Genomic DNA, 21,306 nt, shown 5'->3' with positions numbered 1-21,306 from the left:
TGACGGAAGTTTGGGAGTGCCGGGCGTTAAATAAATCCTCCCCATCGTCAGATGGGGAGGTGGCAGGCCAACGGCCTGACGGAGGGGAAGGGGCGCGACCTGCGTAATTTCCCTCCTCTCGCCTCCAGCGCGGGGGGCCTGACGTGTGCAACGGCTCGACCGGCCCTACGCCCTTCCCGCTCCACCTCCGGGACGATCCCGCCAATCTGGTGACAATCGCCGCTTGTCCCGATGGAGAATCGGGCAAAAATGCACCAAATCGGTTCCACTTCGGGGCCAAATCGCAAAGACATTGCTCTAGGCCCTGATGCTGGCAGGCGCCATTTTCCATGGCGTGGGGCGGCATGGGGCAAATGGGTTTCAACAGGGTTCTGGATGGGCTGAAGGCGATTGTGGCGGCGGTGGCGCTCGTCACAATGGCCGCTCCCGCAGCGGCGCAGATCGCCGGGCCGGGAGAGGGTGCCTCTGCGCCAGTGATCGACCGGGATAGGGCTGATCGGGTCGCACCGGGCATTGCCCCTTCCCCTTCCGTAACTGTCGCCGCGCCCGCCCCTGCGGTCGGAACGGTGGGTAACGCGGCCGAAAGCGTCCGGCTGGCGCGGGTGCATTATATGGGCACCTCCCTGCCCATGCCGCTGCTGGACAAGGCGGTGACTCCGTTGATCGGACGGCCATTGACGCGTGAGACATTGCAGGCGGTGGCGAAGGCGGTAAGCGATGCCTACGCCCGCAGCGACATCGCCTTCTATTCCGTGTCCATTCCGGCGCAGGTGCCAGCAGGCGGCCAGCTAATCGCCAAGATCGTCGAAGGACGGGTGAAGGAATATCGGCTGGCGGGCGTTTCCCCCAGCATGCCGACCCGCCTGATCGATGCGCAGATGCGGCGGCTGAAGCGCGATACGCCGCTGCGCAAGGCGACGCTGGAACGCGCGCTAGGCCTGCTGCGCGACATACCGGGCCAAAGCGTCGAGGCGCGGGTGCGGCAGGGCGGGGGCGAAGGCGATCTGATCCTGGACCTGGTCGTTAAGCGCGAGCAGGTGCAGATCGGCATCCTGATCGACAATAGCGCTGTCAACAACGTGATCGACGGCGTGCAGGCGCAATTGTCGGTGACCGTAAACGGCGTATTGCGCGAAGGCGACAGTAGCCGGATCGCGGGCTATCTGCCCTTCTACCCCGAGCGCTATCAACTCTTTTCCCTAAGCCACTCCACCCCGATCGGCAGCAACGGCACGACCCTGTCCGCCAACATCGCCCATATGAAAAGCCGCGTGCGCGACCGGCCGATCGAAGGAGAAGCGACGCTGGCGGGGCTGACGATCAGCCACGCGCTGGTCCGCTCCAACAAGACCAACCTGACCGTGAACGCCTCGATCGACGGGATCGACAGCAGCAATTATTTCCTCGATGTCCGATTTGGAGACTATAAATCGCGGGCGGTGCGGCTGGGTGCATCCTGGTCGCATTCCGACCAGCGGCAGGGGCAGGCCCTGTCGGCGGTCGTCAGCCGGGGCGTGGGCCTATTGGGCGCGCGGGCCTTCACCGGCTTTTCGGAAAAAATCTTCACCAAGGTCAATGTGCAGGCGGTGGCCGTGCGCACCCTGTCGAAGCGCGTCGCCCTGAAACTGAATGCGAAGGCGCAATATTCCCGCGACAGGTTGCCGGTGACAGAGCGCTTTTCATTAGGCGGCAGCGGCGCTGGCATGGCGTTCCCGTTGGGGATCAGGACCGCCGAACAGGCCATTGCGGGCGGCGCTGAACTCAGCTGGACCCCTGCCCGAGCGGGGGTTTTGCAGAAGGCAACACTCTTCACCTATGCCGATGGCGCGGTCGCGCATGCGGTCGCGCGTCCCTATTACCGCCTGCCCGCCGAGAATGTCTCGCTCGCATCGGCTGGTGGCGGCGTGCGCATCGGCATCGGCAGCAAATGGCGGGCGAGCGCGGAGGTTGCCGTGCTGATCAAGCGCATCGCCAGCGCAGATTCGCGCCGGGCGCGCTTCTTCTTCGGCATCGGGCGCGCCTTCTGACCCCATTTTGCGTGTACGCAAAGGAAGGCTGAGATCATGAATAATGTGTGGGAAGTGTGGCCATCAGCGCTGACGGCCGCCGAATGCGACGCTATCGTCAAGCGGGCGGACTTCTATGCCGACCAGTCGGCGACGGTCGGCTTCGCGGACAGCAGCCGGGATGATCAGGCCTATCGATCCTCCATCATCCGCTGGTTCGATCCGTTGCGGGAAAAGGACATTATCGACCGGCTGATGCAATTTGTCGGCGCCTCCAACCGGACCAACTTCGGCGTGGACATCGTTGCACCCTATGAAGTGCAGTTCACCGAATATCACGCCACCCAGCAGGGCAAATATGACTGGCATCAGGATGTGTGGCTGGAATCAGGCCGCCCGTTCGACCGCAAGCTGTCGGTCGTGGTGCAACTGTCCGAGCCGGAGGAGTATGAAGGTGGCGCGTTCGAATTTTTCTGCGTGGCTCAACCCGGCGCAACATTCGCGGCGCGGGGAAGCCTGTTGATCTTTCCGTCCTTCCTCCAACATCGGGTGCTGCCGGTGACGGCCGGAGTACGGCGGAGCTTGGTGACCTGGGTCGAAGGGCCACGCTGGCGGTGAGGTTTTCCCTCTCCCCTTCAGGGGTCGGCCAGAGGCACGTGACTCTGGCCGAGGTGCCGAGCGTAGCGAAGGCGGGAGAGGGGACTGAAAGGCGACGTTGCTCCCCTCTCCCCAACCCTCTCCCCTGAAGGGGAGAGGGAGTAAGGCCGCTCGCCTAATCAGTTCCCAACGGCCGCAGCCAGCATCGGAAAGATCGAACCAAAATGGACAAAGCCCAAAAACATCCCCAAGTCGCCATTTTGCGCCGTTCAAAGCCGCCCAACCCCAATTTCCCCAATCTCGCCACCTAATTTCCACCCAAAAACCGCACCCTCGCACCCTTTGCGTACCTAACCCCACGCTTCCCACATCCCCTCCCACACCTCTTCGCCTCCAACGCCGAAATCTCACCAAATCGGTGATTTTAGAACAAGCCGTAAGGGAATGCCGTGCTTAGCCTTGGGGCCTTGCGATGATGTTCGCATTGAACAGGGAGATTGTAGCATGTCTTTGGTTGGGCCAGCGCGGTCAGGGCGGCGTCTGCTGCTTTGCGCCACGGCGATTCCGCTTTTCCTACTCGGCGCCTGCTCCGATGGCGTAGGTTTCAGTGTCCGCACGGCAGGCGGCAAGACGCCTTCCGGGCCATCGGGTCCCGGTGGCCCGACCGGTCCGGGTGGCCCAACGGGTCCAGGCGGTCCCACGGGTCCGGGCGGCCCCAGCGGCCCCGGTGGCCCAACGGGTCCAGGCGGTCCCACGGGTCCAGGTGGACCCACCGGCCCGAACGGTCCTACGGGTCCAGGTGGTCCGACAGGCCCCGGCGGCCCAACAGGACCGAACGGCCCGACAGGTCCCGGAGGCCCTACTGGACCCGGTGGCCCCACAGGTCCGACCGGCCCGTCTGGCCCCACTGGCCCCACCACCGGCTCGCTGATCGGCGTCAATCTGGGTAATCAGGCGATCACGGGTCCGACAGGTCCCGGATCATTGGTCGGCCTCAATGCCCTGTCCGACGCCGGGAGCGCGACCGGAACCGTTGCCACGGTCAATCTGCTGAACGGAGATGGCACCGTTGTGCAGGCCACCCTGCCGACCACCGTCGCGGGCGTGCAGCAGGGACTGGCGCCGGTGGGTTCGCTCGCCGGAACCTTGCTGGGCGATCAGGCGGGCGGCACGGTCACCCAGTTGACCGATGGCCTCGCCCCCGTAGTGGCAACGGTGACCTCCGCCGCCACCCAGGTGACGGCGCCCGTGCTCGACACGCTGAACGGCGCGCTCGCGCCCATCACGGCTCCGCTTGTCGGCAGCGATGGCGCGCTTGCCCCCGTTACGGGGCTGGTTGAAACCGTCGCGGGCGGCCTGACAGGTGCGCTCGGCGGTGGCGGCGAAGCGTCGGGCGGCCTGCTCGGCGGGCCGCTGATCGGCGCCAATGTCGGTGGTGAGGCGGTAACGGGTCCCTCCACCAGCGGCACGCTGGCCGGGGTCAACCTGTTGCCGTCCACCACGGCCCCGGCGCAGGGGCAGCTGCTGACCGCCGACGTGCTGACGCAGGGGACGATCGTCGATGTGACGGTCCCGACAACCACGACGGGCGTGGAGGCCGGACTTGCGCCGGTCGGCAACCTCGTCGGCGGCGTGCTGGGGGCGCAAGCGGGCGCTGCGGTCAATCAGGTCGTGACCGGCGCCGCGCCCGTCGTCGCCACGGTGACATCCACCGTCGACAGCGTCGCTTCCCCCGTACTCGACGCCGTCAACGGGCTGGCTCCGGCACTGCCCGCAGGCGGTGGCGGGGAATCACTGTTGGCGCCCGTTACCGGGCTGCTCGGCGGCGCTTCGGCTCCATCGACGGGCGAACAAAGCCCGATCGCGCCGGTTACCGGCCTGTTGGGAGGCTTGCTGGGTCGCTAGGCCTTCCCACGGAGGGGAGAGGAGGCGGTGGGCGCCGCCTCCTCAAACCTTCCCGTCCCTTTCCTTGTGCGCCGGGTTCACTGAAAGGATCTGCCTTTGACGAAACCCCATCAGGCCGAGCATCTGCTCGTCATAAGTCTCAATAATTTTCATGCGATCGAAGCGGCCTATGGTGCCGGTGCCGCCTGTGGCGCGGTCGATCATGCGACCCATGCGGCGCGGCGGCATCTGGGCCGCATCAACCTTCGCGGGGTGGAGGGAGGCCAGATCACGCTGACCGCGCGCTATCCGTTGATGCGGTCCCTGCCTGTGGGAAGGCTAGTCGAAAGACTCTGCGAGGCGCTCGACAGCGAACCATTCCGGTACGAAGGCCGCGATATATTGCTGTCCATATCCGCAGGCCATGCCGACACCGGGGAAGGGGAGGCGCGCGCCCGGTTCACGGCCTCCAGCCTTCATCAGGGGGCCATTGCCATCCGACCCGGCGAGGCCACAGCCTTCTACCGCAAAGACATGGCGCAGGCCGCCGCTCTCTTGCATCAGGTGCAGGACGGCACAGCCTTCATCCGCTGGCGTCCGGTGTCGCGGGCAGAGGATAACCGCGGAACCCTATATCATGAAGCGACGCTGACCGGCGACCAAGCCGACTGCGCCACAAGCTACGCCGCGCTGGAGCGGCTCGGCCTGGCCCATCTGATCGACCGATTGCTGGTGCGCGACGTGCTGCGGGAACTGGAAGTCGACCCGACCGCCTGCCTGTCCGTCGCGCTTTCGCCCCAAAGCCTATCGCTCAACCTGCACGGTGAAGCGGCGGGCTGGGGCGAACTGCTCGACCGGCTAAGGCAAGCGCCACAGGTCGCGCGGCGGCTGGTGATCGAGATCAGCGACCATAGCGACATCATCCTGTTTCGCGACGCGCTGGCCTTCGTCAGGACCTTGCGCGCGTTGGGCGTCCGGATATCGGTATCGCGCTTCGGATCGGGCCGCGCCTCGGTCGGGCAGCTAATGGCGCTATCCCCCGATATGGTGAAGCTGGACAGCCCGTTCCTGCACACGGCCTGTACATCGGAAAGCAACCGGTCGCGCATCGCCTATCTTCTGGGTCTTGCCCGGACCATGACATCGACCGTGATCGTCGATGGCGCCGAGTCAGCCTACGTTGATCCCGCTTTTGCGTACACGCAAAGAAGGCTCCCGCTGCCCCTCACTCGCACCATTACGGACGCAGTCCAGCGGGCGGGGCAGGGCACATGGCGCTAATGCAGTCCAGCAACAGAGGATGGATGGAATGGTGGCCTTGATACGGGAGATGATGGCGACGCTGTCCCGCGATGGCAAAATCGGCCGCGCGGCCATGGCCGAGCAGGCGGCGCTGGGTCGCCTGGACGACCGGCTCACCAGCTTTGCCGAGAGCAGGGTCGACAGCCGAGCGCCGATGTTGATCCAGCCTGACGAATGCGTGGTCTGGGACGGCAATCCGCGCGATCAGCCAGGCCTCAATCCCGACAGCTGCCGGTCGCTGATCGAATCCATTGCGGCCGAGGGCGGTAACCGCATTCCCGTGCTGGTGCGCTTGAACACCGGCGCGTCGGAGCAGCCCTACCAACTGCTCGTCGGCAGCCGCCGCCGCTTTGCGATCGACTGGCTCAATCATAATGGCCGCCCTGAATTGCGCCTCAACGCGCTGCTGGTCGAGCTGTCCGACGAGGAAGCCTTCCGTCTCGCCGACATCGAGAATCGGGAACGAGCCGACATTTGCGAACTCGACCGCGCGCGCAGCTATCAGCAAGCGGTGGACCGCTTCTATGGCGGCGTACAATCGCGCATGGCGCAAGCGCTGGGCCTGTCCAACAGCCAGCTCAGCCGCCTGCTCGCCCTTGCCCAACTGCCTGAAGAGGTGATCCAGGCCTTCGCCACGAAGGAAGATCTGAAGGTCCGCTATTCCGAATTGCTGACCCCGCTGCTGCGCAGGAACGAGCAGCGGGCGGACGTGATCGCCGAAGCGCGGATCATCGCGACAGAGCAGCAGGCGCGCGCTACCGGTGACGGGCCGATGCTGCCATCCGCGACGGTCCTGTCCCGCCTGCGTCAGGCCGCCGCGCGGCGGCCCAGGGATATGGGTGAGATCGTGATCCTCGCAGACGGCGATCGCATCGGCCGGGCACGCGTTGCCAAGGGGGCCGTCATGCTGGATGTCAGCGTCGCCAACGATGCCGATCTCGACGCCTTGCTCGCGACGTTGCGAGAGACGATATCGGCCGCGCGGGCGATGGCTTAAGCGGCCACGGCTCCGTGAGTTTGCGCCTACGCAACGTCGGGATGACGCTGGGCGGCCGTTTCTCCAATGCGCAGTATTAAGGGCCGGTTCAAGCTTATTGGCGATAAGTAACTTGCGCGGGCGGATGGCTTTGCGTAAATTATATGGCAGCAGTTATCGTGGTCGGGCTGATCGCCATATGGTTCATATGGGCGAGCGGCCCGTCCTGCTACGTCAGGTAGCGAGTGAGAGGATCAAGAAATGGCGACATCGTCGGACTATCGTCTGGGAGACTTCACCTTTCCGCGTGGCTGGTTCATGGTGGGTGAGAGCGCTGAGGCGACGAGCACGCCCAAGGCGATGCGCTATCTTGGCCAGGACATGGTGATGTACCGTGGCGAGAGCGGCAAGGTCTATGTGACGGAGGCCTATTGCCCGCACATGGGCGCGCATCTGGCGAAGAATACGACGAGCTACATCGTGCGCGATGGCGAGCAGGTGGAGGGCGAATCGATCCGCTGCCCCTTCCACGGCTGGCAATATGGCCCGGACGGCCAGTGCAAGAATATCCCCTATTCCGACTTCGTGCCCAAGGCGGCCAAGCTCAAGACCTTCCCGGCGATGGAGCGGGCGGGCACGATCTGGATCTGGCATGATCCCGAAGGGCTCGAACCCAATTTCGACCTGCCCGACTTTGGTGGCCATTATGACGCGCCGGGCTGGGTCAACTGGAAGATCGACTATATGGGCGATCTTGATATCCACCCGATCGAGGTGGTCGATAACATGGCCGACTTCGGCCATTTCATCCCGATCCATGGCGCCAAGGATTTCGTCTACTTCGCCAATGAGTTCAAGGATCATATCGTCCACCAATATTATGCCGCCGGGCACCGCACGCTGACGCTGAACCCCGAGGACGTGCTGACGCTCGACACCTGGTACACCGGCCCCTCGATCCTCCAGTCGGAGATGGCGGGAACGTTCGACAGCTTCATCATGATCACCCACACGCCGATCGAGGATGGCAAGATCCGCGTCTGGCACGGCCTGATGGTGCAGGTGAATGACGGCACTGCGCCCGTCACCGACGAGCTGCGCGCCGCAGCCCTCGAATATCAGGAAGGCAGCCGCCTGGCCTTCGCCCAGGATGTCGAGATCTGGCAGAATAAGCGGGCGTGCCTCAACCCGCTCGTCATCCCCAATGACGGCCCCTATGGCAAGGTGCGCAGCTGGTACAAGCAGTTCTACAACCCGCGCGACAAGACGCCGGACATGCACAAGCGCACCAACGGCCTGCATGTCACACTCGACAAGCGTAGTTCCACGCAGGCGGCATAATGGCGGATCAGGTTGCGCCAACGGTTGCTTGGCGCAACTAACGGCGTTCAGGATGGATGGCCCGATCGGGCGGATTTTCCACGTAATACGGACCGTGTGAGCGGCCGGATCAGGAGACATGAAATGGCGACGTTGGCGGTAGAGGCACAGGATTGCATGCGTTCGATGGGGCATGTTGCCCTATATTATCCGAATGCGGAGGACGGCCCTGTCGCGGCCAAGCTGCTGACGCTTCTGGGCTTCGTGGAAACGCAGATGCTGCCCTTTCCCCAGGGAAACTTCTATCGTTTCGTGGTGCATAACGACAACCGCAGCCGCGGCGATGGCATCTTTTACCTGGCCGCGCTGCCAGCGGCGCAGGCCGCGCTGAACAAGGCCGCGCGCGAAGCGCTGGGCTATGGCACGGACAAGGAACATGCGGCGGTTGCCGCGCTGCGCGAAGCTGTCGACTCCGATCCCGAATATACGTTCCACATCGGAACGCTGCTCGATTCTTTCGAAGTGATCGAAAAGATGACGCTCGCCCTCATGGACGCGAATGAAAATGATCCGGACCTGAAGGGCCGCCTGAAGGTAAAGGTCAATCGCCCCCGTCAGGGCAATGCGGAAATCGACGCGCAACTGGACGCGTCACCCGCCTTCGGCAACGTCACGCGCTATGCCTATGGCCGCAACGGCCTTCAGCTGTTCGTCGAGACGGATTTGCTGACGAGCGGCCAGATCGGCGACACGCTGATCCTGGAGTTCGACTATGTGTGGCCGGGCTTTGACAGCCACATCCTGTCGGTGGTCGAACTCTAATCTACGGGTAGCAAGGGGAGCCTGCTCGCAGTCGCAGATGGCGGCGCGGGCTGCTCCCTGACCCACCATGATCAGCAGATTTATGCGGCAAGCTGCGCCGTCGCAGCCCCATGCCGACGACACCACTCCGGCGACTAGGGCATGATCATTATTAGAGCATCGTGCGCAAAAGTGGGAACCGGTTTTGCGCAAAAAACGATGCGGCGACAAATAGCTAGAGCGCGCGTCTTGCGTCGGATTTAACGCAGCGCGCTCTAGTACTCGTCACCCCGGACTTGATCCGGGGTCCCGCTTCTGTTCTGAGACTGTCGAGGCATCGGGACCCCAGGTAAAGCTCGGGGCGACGGAAAAGCAGCCTTAATGCCGATGCTTCCGTCTAAGACGATGACGCTCAGGGTAGATATTGCGTATCCCGTGGCTTTTATCGCAGCGGCGTTGATCATTTCGCCTGGTTGAATGTTTCTAAATGTTGCTGGTTCCGAATGACCAGCGGCAGCAGCATTTAGGGACATGATATGGACCGCATCTTCACCGCCATGGCCACCCGGATCGCCTCAGCCGCGGGCCAGCCGCTCAGCTTTGTGTTCGCGCTGGGGCTCATTCTGATATGGGGCGTGACCGGCCCCTTGTTCGGCTATTCGGACACCTGGCAGCTGATCATCAACACCGGCACGACCATCGTCACTTTCCTGATGGTCTTCCTGATCCAGAACAGCCAGAACCGCGACGCCGCCGCCATGCAGGCAAAGCTGGACGAGGTCATCCGCGCTCTGGACGCCGCGCGCGAACAGTTTATCGGCATAGAACATCGCAGCGCGAACGAGGTCGAAGAAATCCGCGCCGCGCTGGAAAAGGAAGTCGGCTGCGACGAAGGGAAAGCCGGTACAGCCGACGATAGCGTCGAACATGTCCTGCGACGGACCTAGAGCTTCGCACTCCAGATCAGGATCGGTTTCCCGCTCGTATGAGTTTACGCGCTAGGCTCCTTTTCCGTCACCCCGGGCTCGACCCGGGGTCCCGCTGCCTCGGCAGCGTCAGAACAGAAGCGGGACCCCGGAGCAAGTTCGGAGTGACGATCACGCAAAGATGCTCATGCTCTAGCGGACAGGAAGCGGAAAGGGAGAGGGTGGTAAGCCCTCCCCCCTAAGAACCTCTCACAAACCGCGCTGCGACAGCATCAGACCCCAAAGCCGCCCGACACCGAAATCACCTGCCCGGTCACATAGCGGGCGCGTTCGGATGCAAAGAACACCGCCGCCTGACCGATATCCTCCGACTGGCCCCAGCGCTTCAGGCAGAGCAGCTTCTTGGTCTCCGCGATCCAATAATCGTCGAACACGCCCTGCGCGGTCAGTTCATGGAACATGCCCGCGTCGATGACGCCGACCAGCACCGAATTGGCGCGGATCTCATATTTGCCTTCTTCCTTGGCGATGCCCTTGATCAGCGCCTCGTTCGCTGCCTTGGGCGCGACCGACAGGCCATCGAGCTTGGGCCACCAATCATGCCCCGCCGATCCCAGATGGACGAACGACCCGCCGCCCTTTTCGCGCATGTGCGGGATGAAGGCGCGGGCGGCATTGTAAAAGCCGAACACTTCGACCTCCATCGCCTGCCGGAACTGCTCGTCGCTCCATTCGGCGATCGCGACTTGCGGCACCAGCGGCCCCGCGCCCCACACGACGCTATGCACGCGGCCATGGGCGGCGGTGGCGGACGCCACGACCGCGTCCACCGAAGCGCGATCGCGCACATCGACCTGATGCAGGCTGGCCTTGACGCCCAAAGCTTCAATGGCCTGCGCCGTCGCTTCGGCCACGTCCTTCTTGCTGCGATAGCAGATGGCGACGTCCGTGCCCGACTTGGCGAACTCGACCGCGACGCCCTTGCCGATCCCGCCGCTGCCGCCAAAGATGAGCGCCGCGCCTTCCGGGAAATCCCTGTTCATGCCTGTTCTATCCTCTTCCGTTTAAATCTCATTCGGCCGCTGCGGCCGTCGGCGCCTGATCCAGCCCCTTGGTGGCATGGTCGCCATTGGCGCGGCCCTGATGGCTCGCCGCCTGCGCGCGCGGATTGTAGAATTGCCGATACCATGCGCGGTTGCGGTGGAACGGCCCATCGGTCGGCAGGCGCAATATCTGCAACGCGGGCGCCTTCGTCCGCCAAATCTCGAAATCCTGCGAGAAGGCGGACAGGCCAAGCTGCTGATATTGACCATGCAGTTCGACATCTTCTGCGGAGGGCGGCACCTGTCGTCCCCGCGTGATGATGCCATGCCACACATGGGTCACGCCATCCTCGACCGGCGTATGCAGCACGATCTGCACCGCATCCGTCTCACCCGAAAAGCGCGCGATCAGGATGCCCGGCCCAGTATAATAAGCATCGACGTCCAGCACGCCGCCCTCGCTGGTCATCGTCTCATGACCTCCGCCGGACAGCTGCCGTCCGGTGACGCCGTCGAAGCGCGAGTTGAAATAGGCGAGCCGTTGCCCGTGGACCGGCCCGAAATGCCGCGCATCGACCAGATTGTCGATAATCTCCTGCGGATGGACGGGTATCTGCCCCAGATCATCATAGATGCAGCGCACCCACCCCGCATCTTCCCATTCCGGCAGGTCGGGCAGGGGATAGTCTGGCTCCATCTGTTCAGGATCATGCCAGGCGAACAGGCATCCGAAGCGCTCCTCCACCGGATAGGCGCGCACCCGCGCCGCCGGGGGCAGCGGCCCGTCGAAATAGGGCACATTATTGCAAATGCCGTCTGGCCCGAAGCGCCACGCATGATAGGGACAACGGATCGAGTCCCCCTCGATACGCCGCGCGCCCGCGCCTGAACTTTGCTCCGCCGCCAGATGCGCGCCCATATGCGGACAATAGGCATCCAGCAGCGCCGCCCGCCCGCTCTCCCCGCGATATAGCACCAGATCGCGCCCGAACATGCGCAGCGCCGTGGGCACGGCAACGACATCCTCGCCCCGTGCGATCATGAACCAGCCACGGGGAAAAGCATATTCGCCCAAGCCATAGTCGGCCGTGGTCGCCATCCGTCCATCCTCTCTCTTATTTCGCGCGCATAGTGGGATAAGGACACCACCGGATCAATTCACGCTTGCTCCCGGCAATCATTATATGATCCCATGCGATCACCTAACGATCGGACTTCAGACATACCTCAAAATGAAAGCCCCGGTGTCGCCGCCATCCTGGCCCAACTCCGCCACGAACTGCGCGTGCAGGGCGTCCGGGTCGCTGACCTCGCCGCCCGCATGGACGTCGCGGAGCCAACCCTGTGGCGTTGGCTGCGGGGGAGGGGGCTGACGCTCGACAATCTCGACCGCCTTTGCCTCGCCATCGGCATCGACGTGCGCGACCTGCTCGCCCGATCAGCCGACAGCGGCGCGGATCGCTTCACCCTGGCGCAGGAGCGCGTCCTCGCCGCCGACCGCAGCCTCGCGCTGCTCTTCTTCCTCGTCCTCAACGGCGCGCAGCGGGCGGAGTGCCAGTCGACGCTCGGCATCGACACGGCCGCGCTGGACGAAGCGATCGAGCGACTCCGGCGCCTCGGCCTCGTCGATAGCCTGCCCGGCGGACGCCTGCGCCCCCTCACCAGCCGCGCCGTCCGCTGGCGCCCGGGCGGCCCCCTCGACCAGGCCTTCAACCGCGTGGTAAAGCATTTCTTCCTCGGCCCCTCGCTGCTGGAGGGGGACGCCCGCTATGTCTCGGACATGCTCTGGCTAGGCCCCAACGGCCGCGACCGGGTGCAAGCCCTGTTCGAGCGGCTACGCGACGACGCCTATCTGATCGCCCGGCAGGAACGCGAGGCGGCAGCCGACACCGGCGATTGGTCCGCCCTCTTCCTCCTCGTCCGCCCCTTGGCAATGGCCCGCGTCACCGAAGACCTTTAAGCCCCCAGCCACCACAGCATCCCGATCAGCGTGATCGACGCCATCGTCGTCGTCAGCATGACCGCCCATGCGCTCAGTTCCATCGCCCAGCGCCCCGCCTTTCCCGCCAGCACAAAGCTCGACGCGCCGCACGGCATCGCCGCCATCAATATCGCGACCTTCGCCCAAAGCGGCGGGATCGGCGGCAGCATCCACAACAGCCCCGCCGTGATCAGCGGCTGCACAAGCAGCTTCAAAGCAACGACCCGCCCGATCGGTCCGGGCGTCGCGCTGCGCCGGGGCAGGGCGATGAAAATCCCGATCGCCGTCAGCGCGCACGGCGCCGTCGCCTGCGCCAGCGTCTGCATCAATATGTCGGCCGGCCCCGTCAGCGGCAGGCGCAGCACTGACCAGACGCACCCCAGCACCGCCATCAGGATCAACGGATTGCGCACCGTCGACCGCGCCGCCAGCTTCAATCCGGTGCCCACCCCATGGCCCTGGCTCGCCGTCACCTCGCTCATCACCAGACCGACCGTGAACACGATCGCCGAGTAGATCAGCATCGTCACGGACACCGGCGCAACCGCCTCCGGCCCCCAGGCCAGCGTCGCCACCGGCAGGCCGATAAAGCCCGTATTGCTGAAACAGGCGCACAAAGCCGCGATATTCGCATTCGCCCCCGACCGCCCGAACCGCCGCGCAATCGCAAAGGCCAGCGCATAGGTGATCAGCGCGCCCAGCGTCACGGCGATGAACATGCCCGGCACGGCCAGATTGCTCGGGTCCATATGCGCGATCGAACGAAAGGTGAGGATGGGCAGGGTGATGGCGATGACGAAGCGGTTCAACACCTCGAACGCGCGATCGCCCAATATGTCATAGCGCCCGCACACATAGCCGATCAGGATCAGCCCAAATACCGGGACCAGCGCGCCCAGGATCGTCACAGCCATGAAAAGCGCCCCTCATGCTCGACGGCTTCGCTCCCGCCGTGATGCGCCTCCTATGACAGGGCGGATGCGACGGAAATATTTTTCTGCGCAATCGTCAGTGCATGCAGGACAATCGATCGCATCTGTATCAAGGCTCCTTTTCCGTCACCCCGGGCCTGACCCGGGGTCCCGCTGCCTCGGCAGCATCAGATAAGAAGCGGGACCCCGGATCAAGCCCGGGGTGACGATCACTCAAACATGATCATGCTCTAAAGGATCAGCGGCCAAATTGCGCCACGCTGCTCTCAAAGCTGCGCCGCGCGGCTTCGGTCAGCGGAAGCTGGCGGAAATCATCGGACAGGATTTCCACGCCATAAGGGCCGTCATAACCGGCCCGACCCATCGCGCGGATAAAGCCCGGCACATCAAACTCACCCTCGCCGCACAGCTTGCGATGGCGCATCGTATCTTCCGTGATCTCACCCTGCATCGCCATCGTTGCATCGCACAGTTCAGCGGCGATGATGAAGCGCGCAGGCAACCCCGCAACCTCCTCCATCGTGCCGCCCGACCGCATCACATGCCAGATATCGACCAGCAGCCCGCCATTGGCCGCGTCCGCCGCCGCCACCATCTCCAACGCGGCACCCAGGTTCGGCAGCGTCGAAAAGGGCAGCATCTCCAGCCCGATCATCAGCCCATGATCCGCCGCCTGCGCGCACAGCACCGCAAATTCGCCAGCCAGATCATCACCCGCCGGATCGTCGGGCAGGAACGGCGGCATCACCTTGATATGCCGCGCACCCAACGCGTCGGCGGCGCGGAACAGCTCCACCCTTGCCGCATCCGACCGAACCCGGCGCTCCCCCGATGCAAACCAATCCGCCAGATATTCCAGCTCGACGATCTTCTGCCCGGCATCATCCAGCAGCCGCTTGAGCGAGCCATAGTCCCGCCCGCTCGCCTCCCAGGCAAGCAGGTCGCCCAGCCAAAAGCCTGTCCCCGCATAGCCCGCGCGCGCCGCCGCCTCGATCCGCTGCTCCAGCGGAAAGCGTCCCAGATTGTCCGGCCGGTCGGGCCGGACATTGCCTGCCGTGGTCCAGCAGGTGGCGATCAGTTGCGGCGCGCTCACGGCCTTTCCGGATCAATCCATGCGCGGCGTTTCGACACCGGCGTTGCGGCAGGCATAGTCGAGCAGCGCCGAATAATCCTTGTTCGCATAATCCGTCGCCCGCGCGCCACCGAACGCGGCATGCGCCGCCGCGCCCATGGGCAGGCCGACGCGGTTTTCCGCCGCCGCGTTCATCGCCAGCGTCAAGTCCTTGAACGCGAGGTCGATGGTGAAGCCCGGCTCCATATCGCCCTTCAGCACCTTGTTCACCATCAGCACATGGAACTGGCCGTTGCGCGCCGTGGTGTTGCCGGTCACGTCATGCATGGTCTGGATGTCGAGACCCAGCTTCGTACCCAGCGCCAGCGATTCCGCAACGATCTGCGCCGTCGACAGCAGCATGAAATTGTTGATCACCTTCATGCGGCTGCCCATGCCCGGCTTGCCGCAGCGGAAGATGTCGGTGCCCATCGCCTTCAGCGCCGGTTCGACCCGCGCGAATTCGGCGTCCTCCGCGCCGACCATGAACAACGATTCCCCGCGTTCGGCATGCAGCGCCAGACGGCCGATCGGCGCATCGACAAAGCCGATGCCCTTGGCCGCGCAGGCCGCCGCCACCCGGTCCGTGCCCTTTGCATCGATGGTGGAAAGGTCCATCAGCACCGCGCCCGCATCGATATTCGCCAGCACGCCGTCCTCGCCCAGCACCACCGCTTCGACATGCTGCGTCGCGGGCAGGACGGTGATAACGATGTCCTGACCCCGGCTCGCCTCGGCGACGGTGGCGGCCTTGGCCGCGCCCAGCGCTGCCGCCTTGTCCATCTTCTCCGCGTCGATGTCGTACACCGTGACCGCAAAGCCCTTGCGCTGAAGGTTCGATGACATGGGCAGACCCATGGCGCCCAGCCCGATGAAACCGATCTTGGTGGTCATGCTGTAATCCTCTCAATCTTGAGCCGGGCGTCCCCGGCATGATGAACTGCTATTTCCCGCTCTTTCAAGAGCGAAGCGGAGCGGTACTCCTGCCGTCTTCGTCACCCCGGACTTGATCCGGGGTCCCGCTACGCTCACGGCACCGCGAAAAGAAGCGGGACCCCGGCTTTCGCCGGGGTGACGAGGGGGGGGAGGGCCATAATCACCGTCCTCCTCCGCGCCTCCGCGCAAAAATCAATGCAGCTTTTCCGCGATAACCCCCGCTTCCACAAGCGCCGCAATCTGCCCTTCGGACAATCCCAGCACGTCGCTCAACACGTCACGCGTATCCTCGCCCGAACGCGGCGGCGCGCGGCGGTAATCGGCGGGCGTCTTGGAAAATTTCCCCGGATAGCCCAGCACCTTGACCGGCGTACCGTCCGACCGAACCATGTCCTTGATGACGCCACGCGCGGCAATATGCTCGTCTGCAAGAATGTCGGGTATCTCATTGACCCGCCCGCCCGGCAGCTTGGCCGCTTCCATCGCGGCGATCAGATCGTCCGACTTCCACTTGGCAATCGCCGGTCCCATCTCGTCCTGCAACGCCTTGCGGTTGGGCGATCGGTTGCCATTGTCGATAAAGCGCGGATCGTCCGGCAGGTCCGGCCGCCCGATCAGATTGCAGAAGCTGCGGAACTGCCGGTCATTGCCCAACGCCACCAATATGTCGCCGTCGGAGCAGGAGAAATCCTGATAGGGCACGGTATTAGGATGCTCATTGCCCAGCCGCCGGGGGATCATGCCGCCGTTCATATAGTTGGACGCCTGATTGGCGAGCAGCGCCACCTGCGTGTCGAGCAGCGACATGTCGATATGCTGGCCTTCGCCCGTGCGGTCGCGATGGGCAAGCGCGGCAAGGATGGAGATCGCCGAATACAGGCCCGTCACCAGATCGCTGATCGGGATGCCCACCTTCATCGGCCCGCCGCCCGGCTCACCGTCGGGGCGGCCGGTGATGGACATAAGGCCGCTCATCCCCTGGATCAGGAAGTCGTACCCGCCGCGATCCTTGTACGGCCCATCCTGACCAAAGCCGGTGATCGAACAATAGATGAGCTTGGGATTGATCGCGGACAGCGACGCATAATCCAGCCCATATTTGTTAAGCCCGCCGACGCGGAAATTCTCGACCACGATGTCCGCGCCCAGCGCGATCTCGCGGATCAGGTCGGCGCCACGCGGGTCGGCAAGGTTGATCGCAACCGACTGCTTGTTGCGGTTCGCGCACAGATAATAGGCCGCGTCCTTCGACCCGTCGTCCAGGAAGGGAGGCCCCCAGCGGCGGGTGTCGTCGCCTTGCCCCGGCTGCTCGACCTTGATCACGTCCGCGCCCAGATCGCCCAATATCTGCGTTGTCCACGGCCCCGCCAGCACGCGCGACAGGTCGAGCACCTTGATCCCGGCCAGAGGCCCGGTGGCTGTCTGCTGCTCGCTCACTTGTTCTTGAACTCCGGCGCGCGCTTGCCAAGGAAAGCGGCGATCGCTTCATGATGATCTTCGGTGTAATGGGCCAGCGACTGATAGCCCGCCGCCATTTCCAATAGCGTGGTCAGCTTCATGTCGGCCCCTTCGCGCATCAGCCGCTTCGCCATGCGCGTCGCATGACCCGGATTGGCGGCGATCTTGCCCGCCAGTTCCAGCGCCCGGTCCATCAGCTTGTCGGCGGGCAGCACTTCGGCGACCAGCCCATATTCCAGCGCCGTCTTGGCGTCGATCGCGTCGCCGGTCAGCGTCATGATATTGGCGCGCTGCGGCCCGATCAGGCGCGGCAACAGCCAGCCGCCACCGCCGCCCGGAATGATGCCCAGCTTCACATAGCTTTCGGCGACCACGGCCGTGTCGGCCATCAGGCGGATGTCGCACATGCAACTGATGTCCAGGCCAAGGCCGATCGCCGGGCCATTGATCGCCGCGATGATGGGCACTTCCAGTTCATGGATAGCCGGGCCGATCATCTGCACGCTGGTGCGATAGGCGTTGCGGATTTCATAGGGCGTGCCGCCGAACATGCCCGATCGTTCGGCCATATATTTGACGTTGCCGCCCGCGCTGAACGCTTTGCCATTGCCGGTCAGGACGATCGCCCGCACCGAATTGTCCCGCACCATCTGGCGGCAGAAATCGACGATCTCCTCGCTATGCGCGACCTCGGTGATCGTGTTGCGTTCTTCGGGGCGGTTGAAACGGGCGATGACGACGGGGCCGTCGCGCTCGACGAGAAGAAACGGGTCCAAGCGGGGCTCTCCCAATCCAAACATGAAAAGATCGCAGGACGCTAGGCGCTCGCTTTCTATCAAGCTAATATTGATTTTCGATTGTTCGATATATGGAAGCTATCATGGAACTGCGCCAGCTCCGCTATTTTGTCATGCTTGCCGAAACCGGCAACTTCCACCGTGCGGCGGAGCGGCTCAACATGTCGCAGCCGCCGCTGACCGTCGCCATCCGCAAGCTGGAGGATGAACTGGGCGCCGCCCTGTTCGTGCGAAGCGCGCGCGGCGTCACGCTGACGGCGGCAGGCCGCGCCTCGCTCGACATGGCGCGGGCGACCCTGGCGCAGGCGGATCGCTTCCGGGAAGCCGCGCGGGAAGGCGCGGCGGGGGAACGCGGTCAGTTACGGGTGGGCTTTGTCGGATCGGCCACCTTCGAACTGCTCCCTCGCCTCATCGCCGAATATCGCCGCCGCTATCCCGCCGTCGAGCTGGTGCTGGAGGAAGCGACCAGCGCCGAAATCGCGCGAAAGCTCGCCGCCGCCGAGCTGGACGTCGGCCTTGTGCGCCTACCGCTGCTCCAGATCGCGGCCGTGGACACGCAGGTCATCGACCCCGACGAACTGCACGCGGCCCTGCCCGAAGGCGGCCCCTTCGCCGACGCGGACAGCGTGGCGCTAGGCGATCTGGCGCAGCAACCCTTCATCCTGCAAAGCCGCATCAGCGTCCTCCATTCGATCACGCTCACCGCCTGCCAAAAGGCCGGTTTCATGCCCATCGTCGCCCAGGAGGCCGCGCAATTGAGCGCCGTCCTCGCTCTCGTCCGCTCCGGCCTCGGCGTCGCGCTCGTCCCCTCCCGCGCGGCAGGCTCCGTACCCCAAGGCGTCCGCCTCGTCCGCCTCGCCAACAAGGTGCCCGTCCTCACCGGCGTAGCCCTCCCCCGCGACGCAGCGAGTCCGCTCGCCAAAAACTTCGCCGCCATCGCCTCCGATAGCCATTGAATATCGAATAACCGAAATTCGATATTGGACTATAAAGTCACAAAACGCGATCTATTCGCCACTTCCTTAACGGTTTCACGAGGCCGGCTTGTTCGAAACACTGACCCTTTCCACCCTCCCGCCCGAGGATGAGGCGATCCGCCCAGCCCTCCGCGCGCTGATCCAGGAAGCCATCGCCGAACTGCCGGTACACCGCCGCGCCCGATCCTGGCAGGGTTTCGACGCCGCCTTCAGCCGCAAGCTGGGTCAGGCCGGTTATCTCGGCCTCTCGCTGCCCAAGGAATATGGCGGCGTCGGCCGCGGTCCCTTCACCCGCTTCGTCGTGGTCGAGGAACTGCTCTCCGCAGGCGCCCCGGTCGCCGGGCACTGGATCGCCGACCGCCAGAGCGGCCCGCTGATCCTGCATTACGGCACCGAAGAACAGCGCCGCTTCTACCTCCCCCGCATTTCGAAGGGCGAAGCGCTTTTCTGCATCGGCATGAGCGAGCCGGGCTCCGGTTCCGACCTAGCCAGCGTCCGTAGCCGTGCCGAACAGCAGGCAGACGGCAGCTGGTTACTGAACGGCCAGAAGATCTGGACCACCAACGCGATGCACAGCGATTACATGATCGCTCTCGTCCGCACATCGGGCACCAGCGCCGACCGGCAGCAGGGCCTGTCTCAGCTAATCGTCGACCTGAAGGCGCCCGGCGTCAGCATCCGCCCGATCGTCGACCTTACCGGCGACGCGCATTTCGCCGAAGTCTTCTTCGAAGACGTCCGCCTCGCCCCCGACGCGCTGATCGGCGCGGAAGGGCAGGGGTGGAAGCAGGTCACGGCCGAGCTGGCCTTCGAACGCAGCGGGCCAGAGCGCATCTATTCCTCCGTCGTGCTGATCGACGCCTGGGTCCGCCATCTCGAAGCGGTTGGCCGCAAGGACAGCGCCACGCTGCGCCTCGTCGGATCGCTGATGGCGCAGCAGGCGGTACTGCGCGAAATGTCGCTGGCCGTTACCGCCCGACTGGTGGCGGGTGAAAGCCCGGTTGTCGAAGCCTCGCTGATGAAGGACCTCGGCACCAGCTTCGAGCAGGCGGTGCCGCAGCTGATCGGTGACGATCTGGCCGCCAATCCGGACGAGCCAGTCGATCCCGAACTCTACCGCACTTTGCTTTACGTCACCCATATCGCGCCCAGCTTCTCGCTGCGCGGCGGCACGCGTGAAATCCTGCGCGGCATCATCGCCCGCGGCCTTGGCCTGCGCTGAAGGGAGCCAATTCATGGACATGTCCGAACTGATCGATCCCTTCGCCCGCCTGATCGAAGATGTCTGCACCCCCGCCGCGATCCGCGAGATCGAGCAGGGCGGTGACAGCAGCGCGATGTGGAATGCCTTTGTCGAATCCGGTTTCCTTGACGCCCTCGTCGCTGAAGAGTCGGGCGGGGCAGGGCTCTCGTTGGAGGACGCCGCGCCACTGATCGCTTTGCTCGGCCGCCATGCCGTGCCGCTGCCGGTCGGTGACACGATGATCGCCCGCGCACTGCTCGCCGCAGCTGGCCTTGATGCGCCCGAAGGTCCGATCGCGATCGCCACCGGCGCAGGCGCAGTGCCCTTCGCCGTAGTCGCCTCCCACATCCTGTCGGGCACCCCGGACGCGCCGGTGCTGACTACCGCAAAGGTCGAGGCTACGGGGGTCCTCCATGACGCGGACGCCTATGCTTCAGGGCTGAACGGGGCTGCATTGCGCCCCATCGCTGCTGTGCTTCGGGCGCAGCTCATTTCCGGCGCGGCTGGCCGGGTCATGGAAATGACCGTCGCCTACGCCAATGAGCGTGTCCAATTCGGCAAGCCCATCGGCAAGCAGCAGGCAGTGCAGCAGCAATTGTCCGTCCTCGCCGAACAGGCCGTAGCCGCCCGCATCGCCGCCGCGATCGGCGCGCGCTCGGGGCTTGAACCCAAGCTCACCGACGCCGCGATCGCCAAGCACGGCACCAGCCTCGCGGCAGGGCAGGTCGCCGCCATCGCCCATGCGGTTCATGGCGCGATCGGCATAAGTGAGGAATATGACCTCCAATTGCTGACCCGCCGCCTGCACGGATGGCGGCTGGCCGATGGCTCGGAAAGCTATTGGGCCGGTGTTCTGGGCGAATTGAGGCTGGCGTCCGCCGCATCGCCGACCGCCGACTTCATTCGCGGGGCCTGAACGGGCCATTCACTGGCGGCTGGGTCTTGTCCCCTCCATGGCGAGAGGGGTAAGAGGCCGCCAACTAATGCGCGCGCAGCTGTCCAGTGGATGTGCTGTG

General features: G+C 64.5%; 19 protein-coding genes. 12 read left to right on the top strand and 7 right to left on the bottom strand.

Annotated features, from left to right (window positions below; translation table 11 throughout):
- The first annotated feature begins 329 nt into the window (after window positions 1-329).
- From ACZ51H_RS14475 to ACZ51H_RS14440, 8 genes are all read left to right on the top strand, one after another.
- The gene (locus tag ACZ51H_RS14475; RefSeq protein WP_464803408.1) at window positions 330-2,027 is read left to right on the top strand and encodes a ShlB/FhaC/HecB family hemolysin secretion/activation protein; all 1,698 of its coding nucleotides are present in this window, start codon (window positions 330-332) and stop codon (window positions 2,025-2,027) included.
- Window positions 2,028-2,063: 36 nt separating this feature from the next.
- Window positions 2,064-2,624 carry a 2OG-Fe(II) oxygenase gene (locus ACZ51H_RS14470; protein ID WP_464803407.1) on the top strand — a complete coding sequence of 187 codons (561 nt, stop codon included), beginning with the start codon at window positions 2,064-2,066 and terminating at the stop codon, window positions 2,622-2,624.
- A gap of 483 nt (window positions 2,625-3,107) precedes the next feature.
- A complete protein-coding gene (locus ACZ51H_RS14465) occupies window positions 3,108-4,508 on the top strand; it encodes a hypothetical protein (protein ID WP_464803406.1) in 1,401 nt (466 codons plus the stop codon).
- Window positions 4,509-4,604: 96 nt separating this feature from the next.
- Window positions 4,605-5,768 carry an EAL domain-containing protein gene (locus ACZ51H_RS14460; protein WP_464803405.1) on the top strand — a complete coding sequence of 388 codons (1,164 nt, stop codon included), beginning with the start codon at window positions 4,605-4,607 and terminating at the stop codon, window positions 5,766-5,768.
- A gap of 28 nt (window positions 5,769-5,796) precedes the next feature.
- Window positions 5,797-6,786, top strand: a complete 990-nt coding sequence (locus ACZ51H_RS14455; RefSeq protein ID WP_464803404.1) for a ParB/RepB/Spo0J family partition protein — start codon at window positions 5,797-5,799, stop codon at window positions 6,784-6,786.
- Window positions 6,787-7,026: 240 nt separating this feature from the next.
- Window positions 7,027-8,106: a Rieske 2Fe-2S domain-containing protein gene (locus ACZ51H_RS14450; RefSeq protein ID WP_449469484.1), complete on the top strand. Its 1,080-nt coding sequence runs from the start codon at window positions 7,027-7,029 to the stop codon at window positions 8,104-8,106.
- A gap of 123 nt (window positions 8,107-8,229) precedes the next feature.
- Entirely contained in the window at window positions 8,230-8,907 is a 678-nt protein-coding gene (locus tag ACZ51H_RS14445) for a hypothetical protein (protein ID WP_464803403.1), read from the top strand.
- A 515-nt stretch (window positions 8,908-9,422) separates the two neighbouring features.
- Window positions 9,423-9,833, top strand: coding sequence for a low affinity iron permease family protein (locus tag ACZ51H_RS14440; protein ID WP_449469518.1), 411 nt, complete (start codon window positions 9,423-9,425; stop codon window positions 9,831-9,833).
- A gap of 251 nt (window positions 9,834-10,084) precedes the next feature.
- Here ACZ51H_RS14440 and ACZ51H_RS14435 read toward each other — a convergent pair whose 3' ends face one another.
- Both ACZ51H_RS14435 and ACZ51H_RS14430 read right to left on the bottom strand, forming a co-directional pair.
- Window positions 10,085-10,855: an SDR family NAD(P)-dependent oxidoreductase gene (locus tag ACZ51H_RS14435; RefSeq protein ID WP_464773255.1), complete on the bottom strand. Its 771-nt coding sequence runs from the start codon at window positions 10,853-10,855 to the stop codon at window positions 10,085-10,087.
- Window positions 10,856-10,883: 28 nt separating this feature from the next.
- Complete coding sequence (locus ACZ51H_RS14430; RefSeq protein WP_464803402.1) at window positions 10,884-11,954, bottom strand: Rieske 2Fe-2S domain-containing protein; 1,071 nt, start codon at window positions 11,952-11,954, stop codon at window positions 10,884-10,886.
- 93 nt (window positions 11,955-12,047) lie between these two features.
- Between ACZ51H_RS14430 and ACZ51H_RS14425 the strand changes: the two genes are divergently transcribed.
- Window positions 12,048-12,815: a helix-turn-helix domain-containing protein gene (locus tag ACZ51H_RS14425; RefSeq protein ID WP_464803401.1), complete on the top strand. Its 768-nt coding sequence runs from the start codon at window positions 12,048-12,050 to the stop codon at window positions 12,813-12,815.
- Here the strand turns inward: ACZ51H_RS14425 and ACZ51H_RS14420 are convergent.
- The 5 genes from ACZ51H_RS14420 to ACZ51H_RS14400 form a co-directional block, all read right to left on the bottom strand.
- Entirely contained in the window at window positions 12,812-13,750 is a 939-nt protein-coding gene (locus ACZ51H_RS14420; RefSeq protein ID WP_449469512.1) for an AEC family transporter, read from the bottom strand. The two genes, ACZ51H_RS14425 and ACZ51H_RS14420, sit on opposite strands and share 4 nt — an antisense overlap.
- Before the next feature lie 256 nt (window positions 13,751-14,006).
- A complete protein-coding gene (locus ACZ51H_RS14415; RefSeq protein ID WP_464803400.1) occupies window positions 14,007-14,861 on the bottom strand; it encodes a sugar phosphate isomerase/epimerase family protein in 855 nt (284 codons plus the stop codon).
- Between the two features lie 12 nt (window positions 14,862-14,873).
- Complete coding sequence (locus ACZ51H_RS14410) at window positions 14,874-15,773, bottom strand: NAD(P)-dependent oxidoreductase (RefSeq protein WP_464803399.1); 900 nt, start codon at window positions 15,771-15,773, stop codon at window positions 14,874-14,876.
- A gap of 234 nt (window positions 15,774-16,007) precedes the next feature.
- A complete protein-coding gene (locus ACZ51H_RS14405) occupies window positions 16,008-17,252 on the bottom strand; it encodes a CaiB/BaiF CoA transferase family protein (RefSeq protein WP_464803398.1) in 1,245 nt (414 codons plus the stop codon).
- On the bottom strand, window positions 17,249-18,049 hold the full coding sequence (locus ACZ51H_RS14400; protein WP_449469507.1) for a crotonase/enoyl-CoA hydratase family protein: 801 nt from the start codon (window positions 18,047-18,049) through the stop codon (window positions 17,249-17,251). The genes ACZ51H_RS14405 and ACZ51H_RS14400 overlap by 4 nt, the downstream gene beginning before the upstream one ends.
- A 104-nt stretch (window positions 18,050-18,153) precedes the next feature.
- Between ACZ51H_RS14400 and ACZ51H_RS14395 the strand changes: the two genes are divergently transcribed.
- The 3 genes from ACZ51H_RS14395 (at window position 18,154) to ACZ51H_RS14385 (ending at window position 21,206) form a co-directional block, all read left to right on the top strand.
- A complete protein-coding gene (locus ACZ51H_RS14395) occupies window positions 18,154-19,026 on the top strand; it encodes a LysR family transcriptional regulator (RefSeq protein WP_464803397.1) in 873 nt (290 codons plus the stop codon).
- Window positions 19,027-19,114: 88 nt separating this feature from the next.
- Window positions 19,115-20,269, top strand: a complete 1,155-nt coding sequence (locus ACZ51H_RS14390; RefSeq protein WP_460988630.1) for an acyl-CoA dehydrogenase family protein — start codon at window positions 19,115-19,117, stop codon at window positions 20,267-20,269.
- A 13-nt stretch (window positions 20,270-20,282) separates the two neighbouring features.
- Window positions 20,283-21,206 (top strand): acyl-CoA dehydrogenase family protein, encoded by a 924-nt coding sequence (locus tag ACZ51H_RS14385; RefSeq protein WP_464773263.1) that lies wholly within the window; start codon window positions 20,283-20,285, stop codon window positions 21,204-21,206.
- The last annotated feature ends 100 nt before the right edge of the window (window positions 21,207-21,306 follow it).

Source organism: Sphingobium sp. TomMM15 (genome assembly GCF_055397045.1).
Note: the sequence above shows the minus strand (reverse complement) of the source record. Positions and strands in the feature narration are given on the sequence as shown.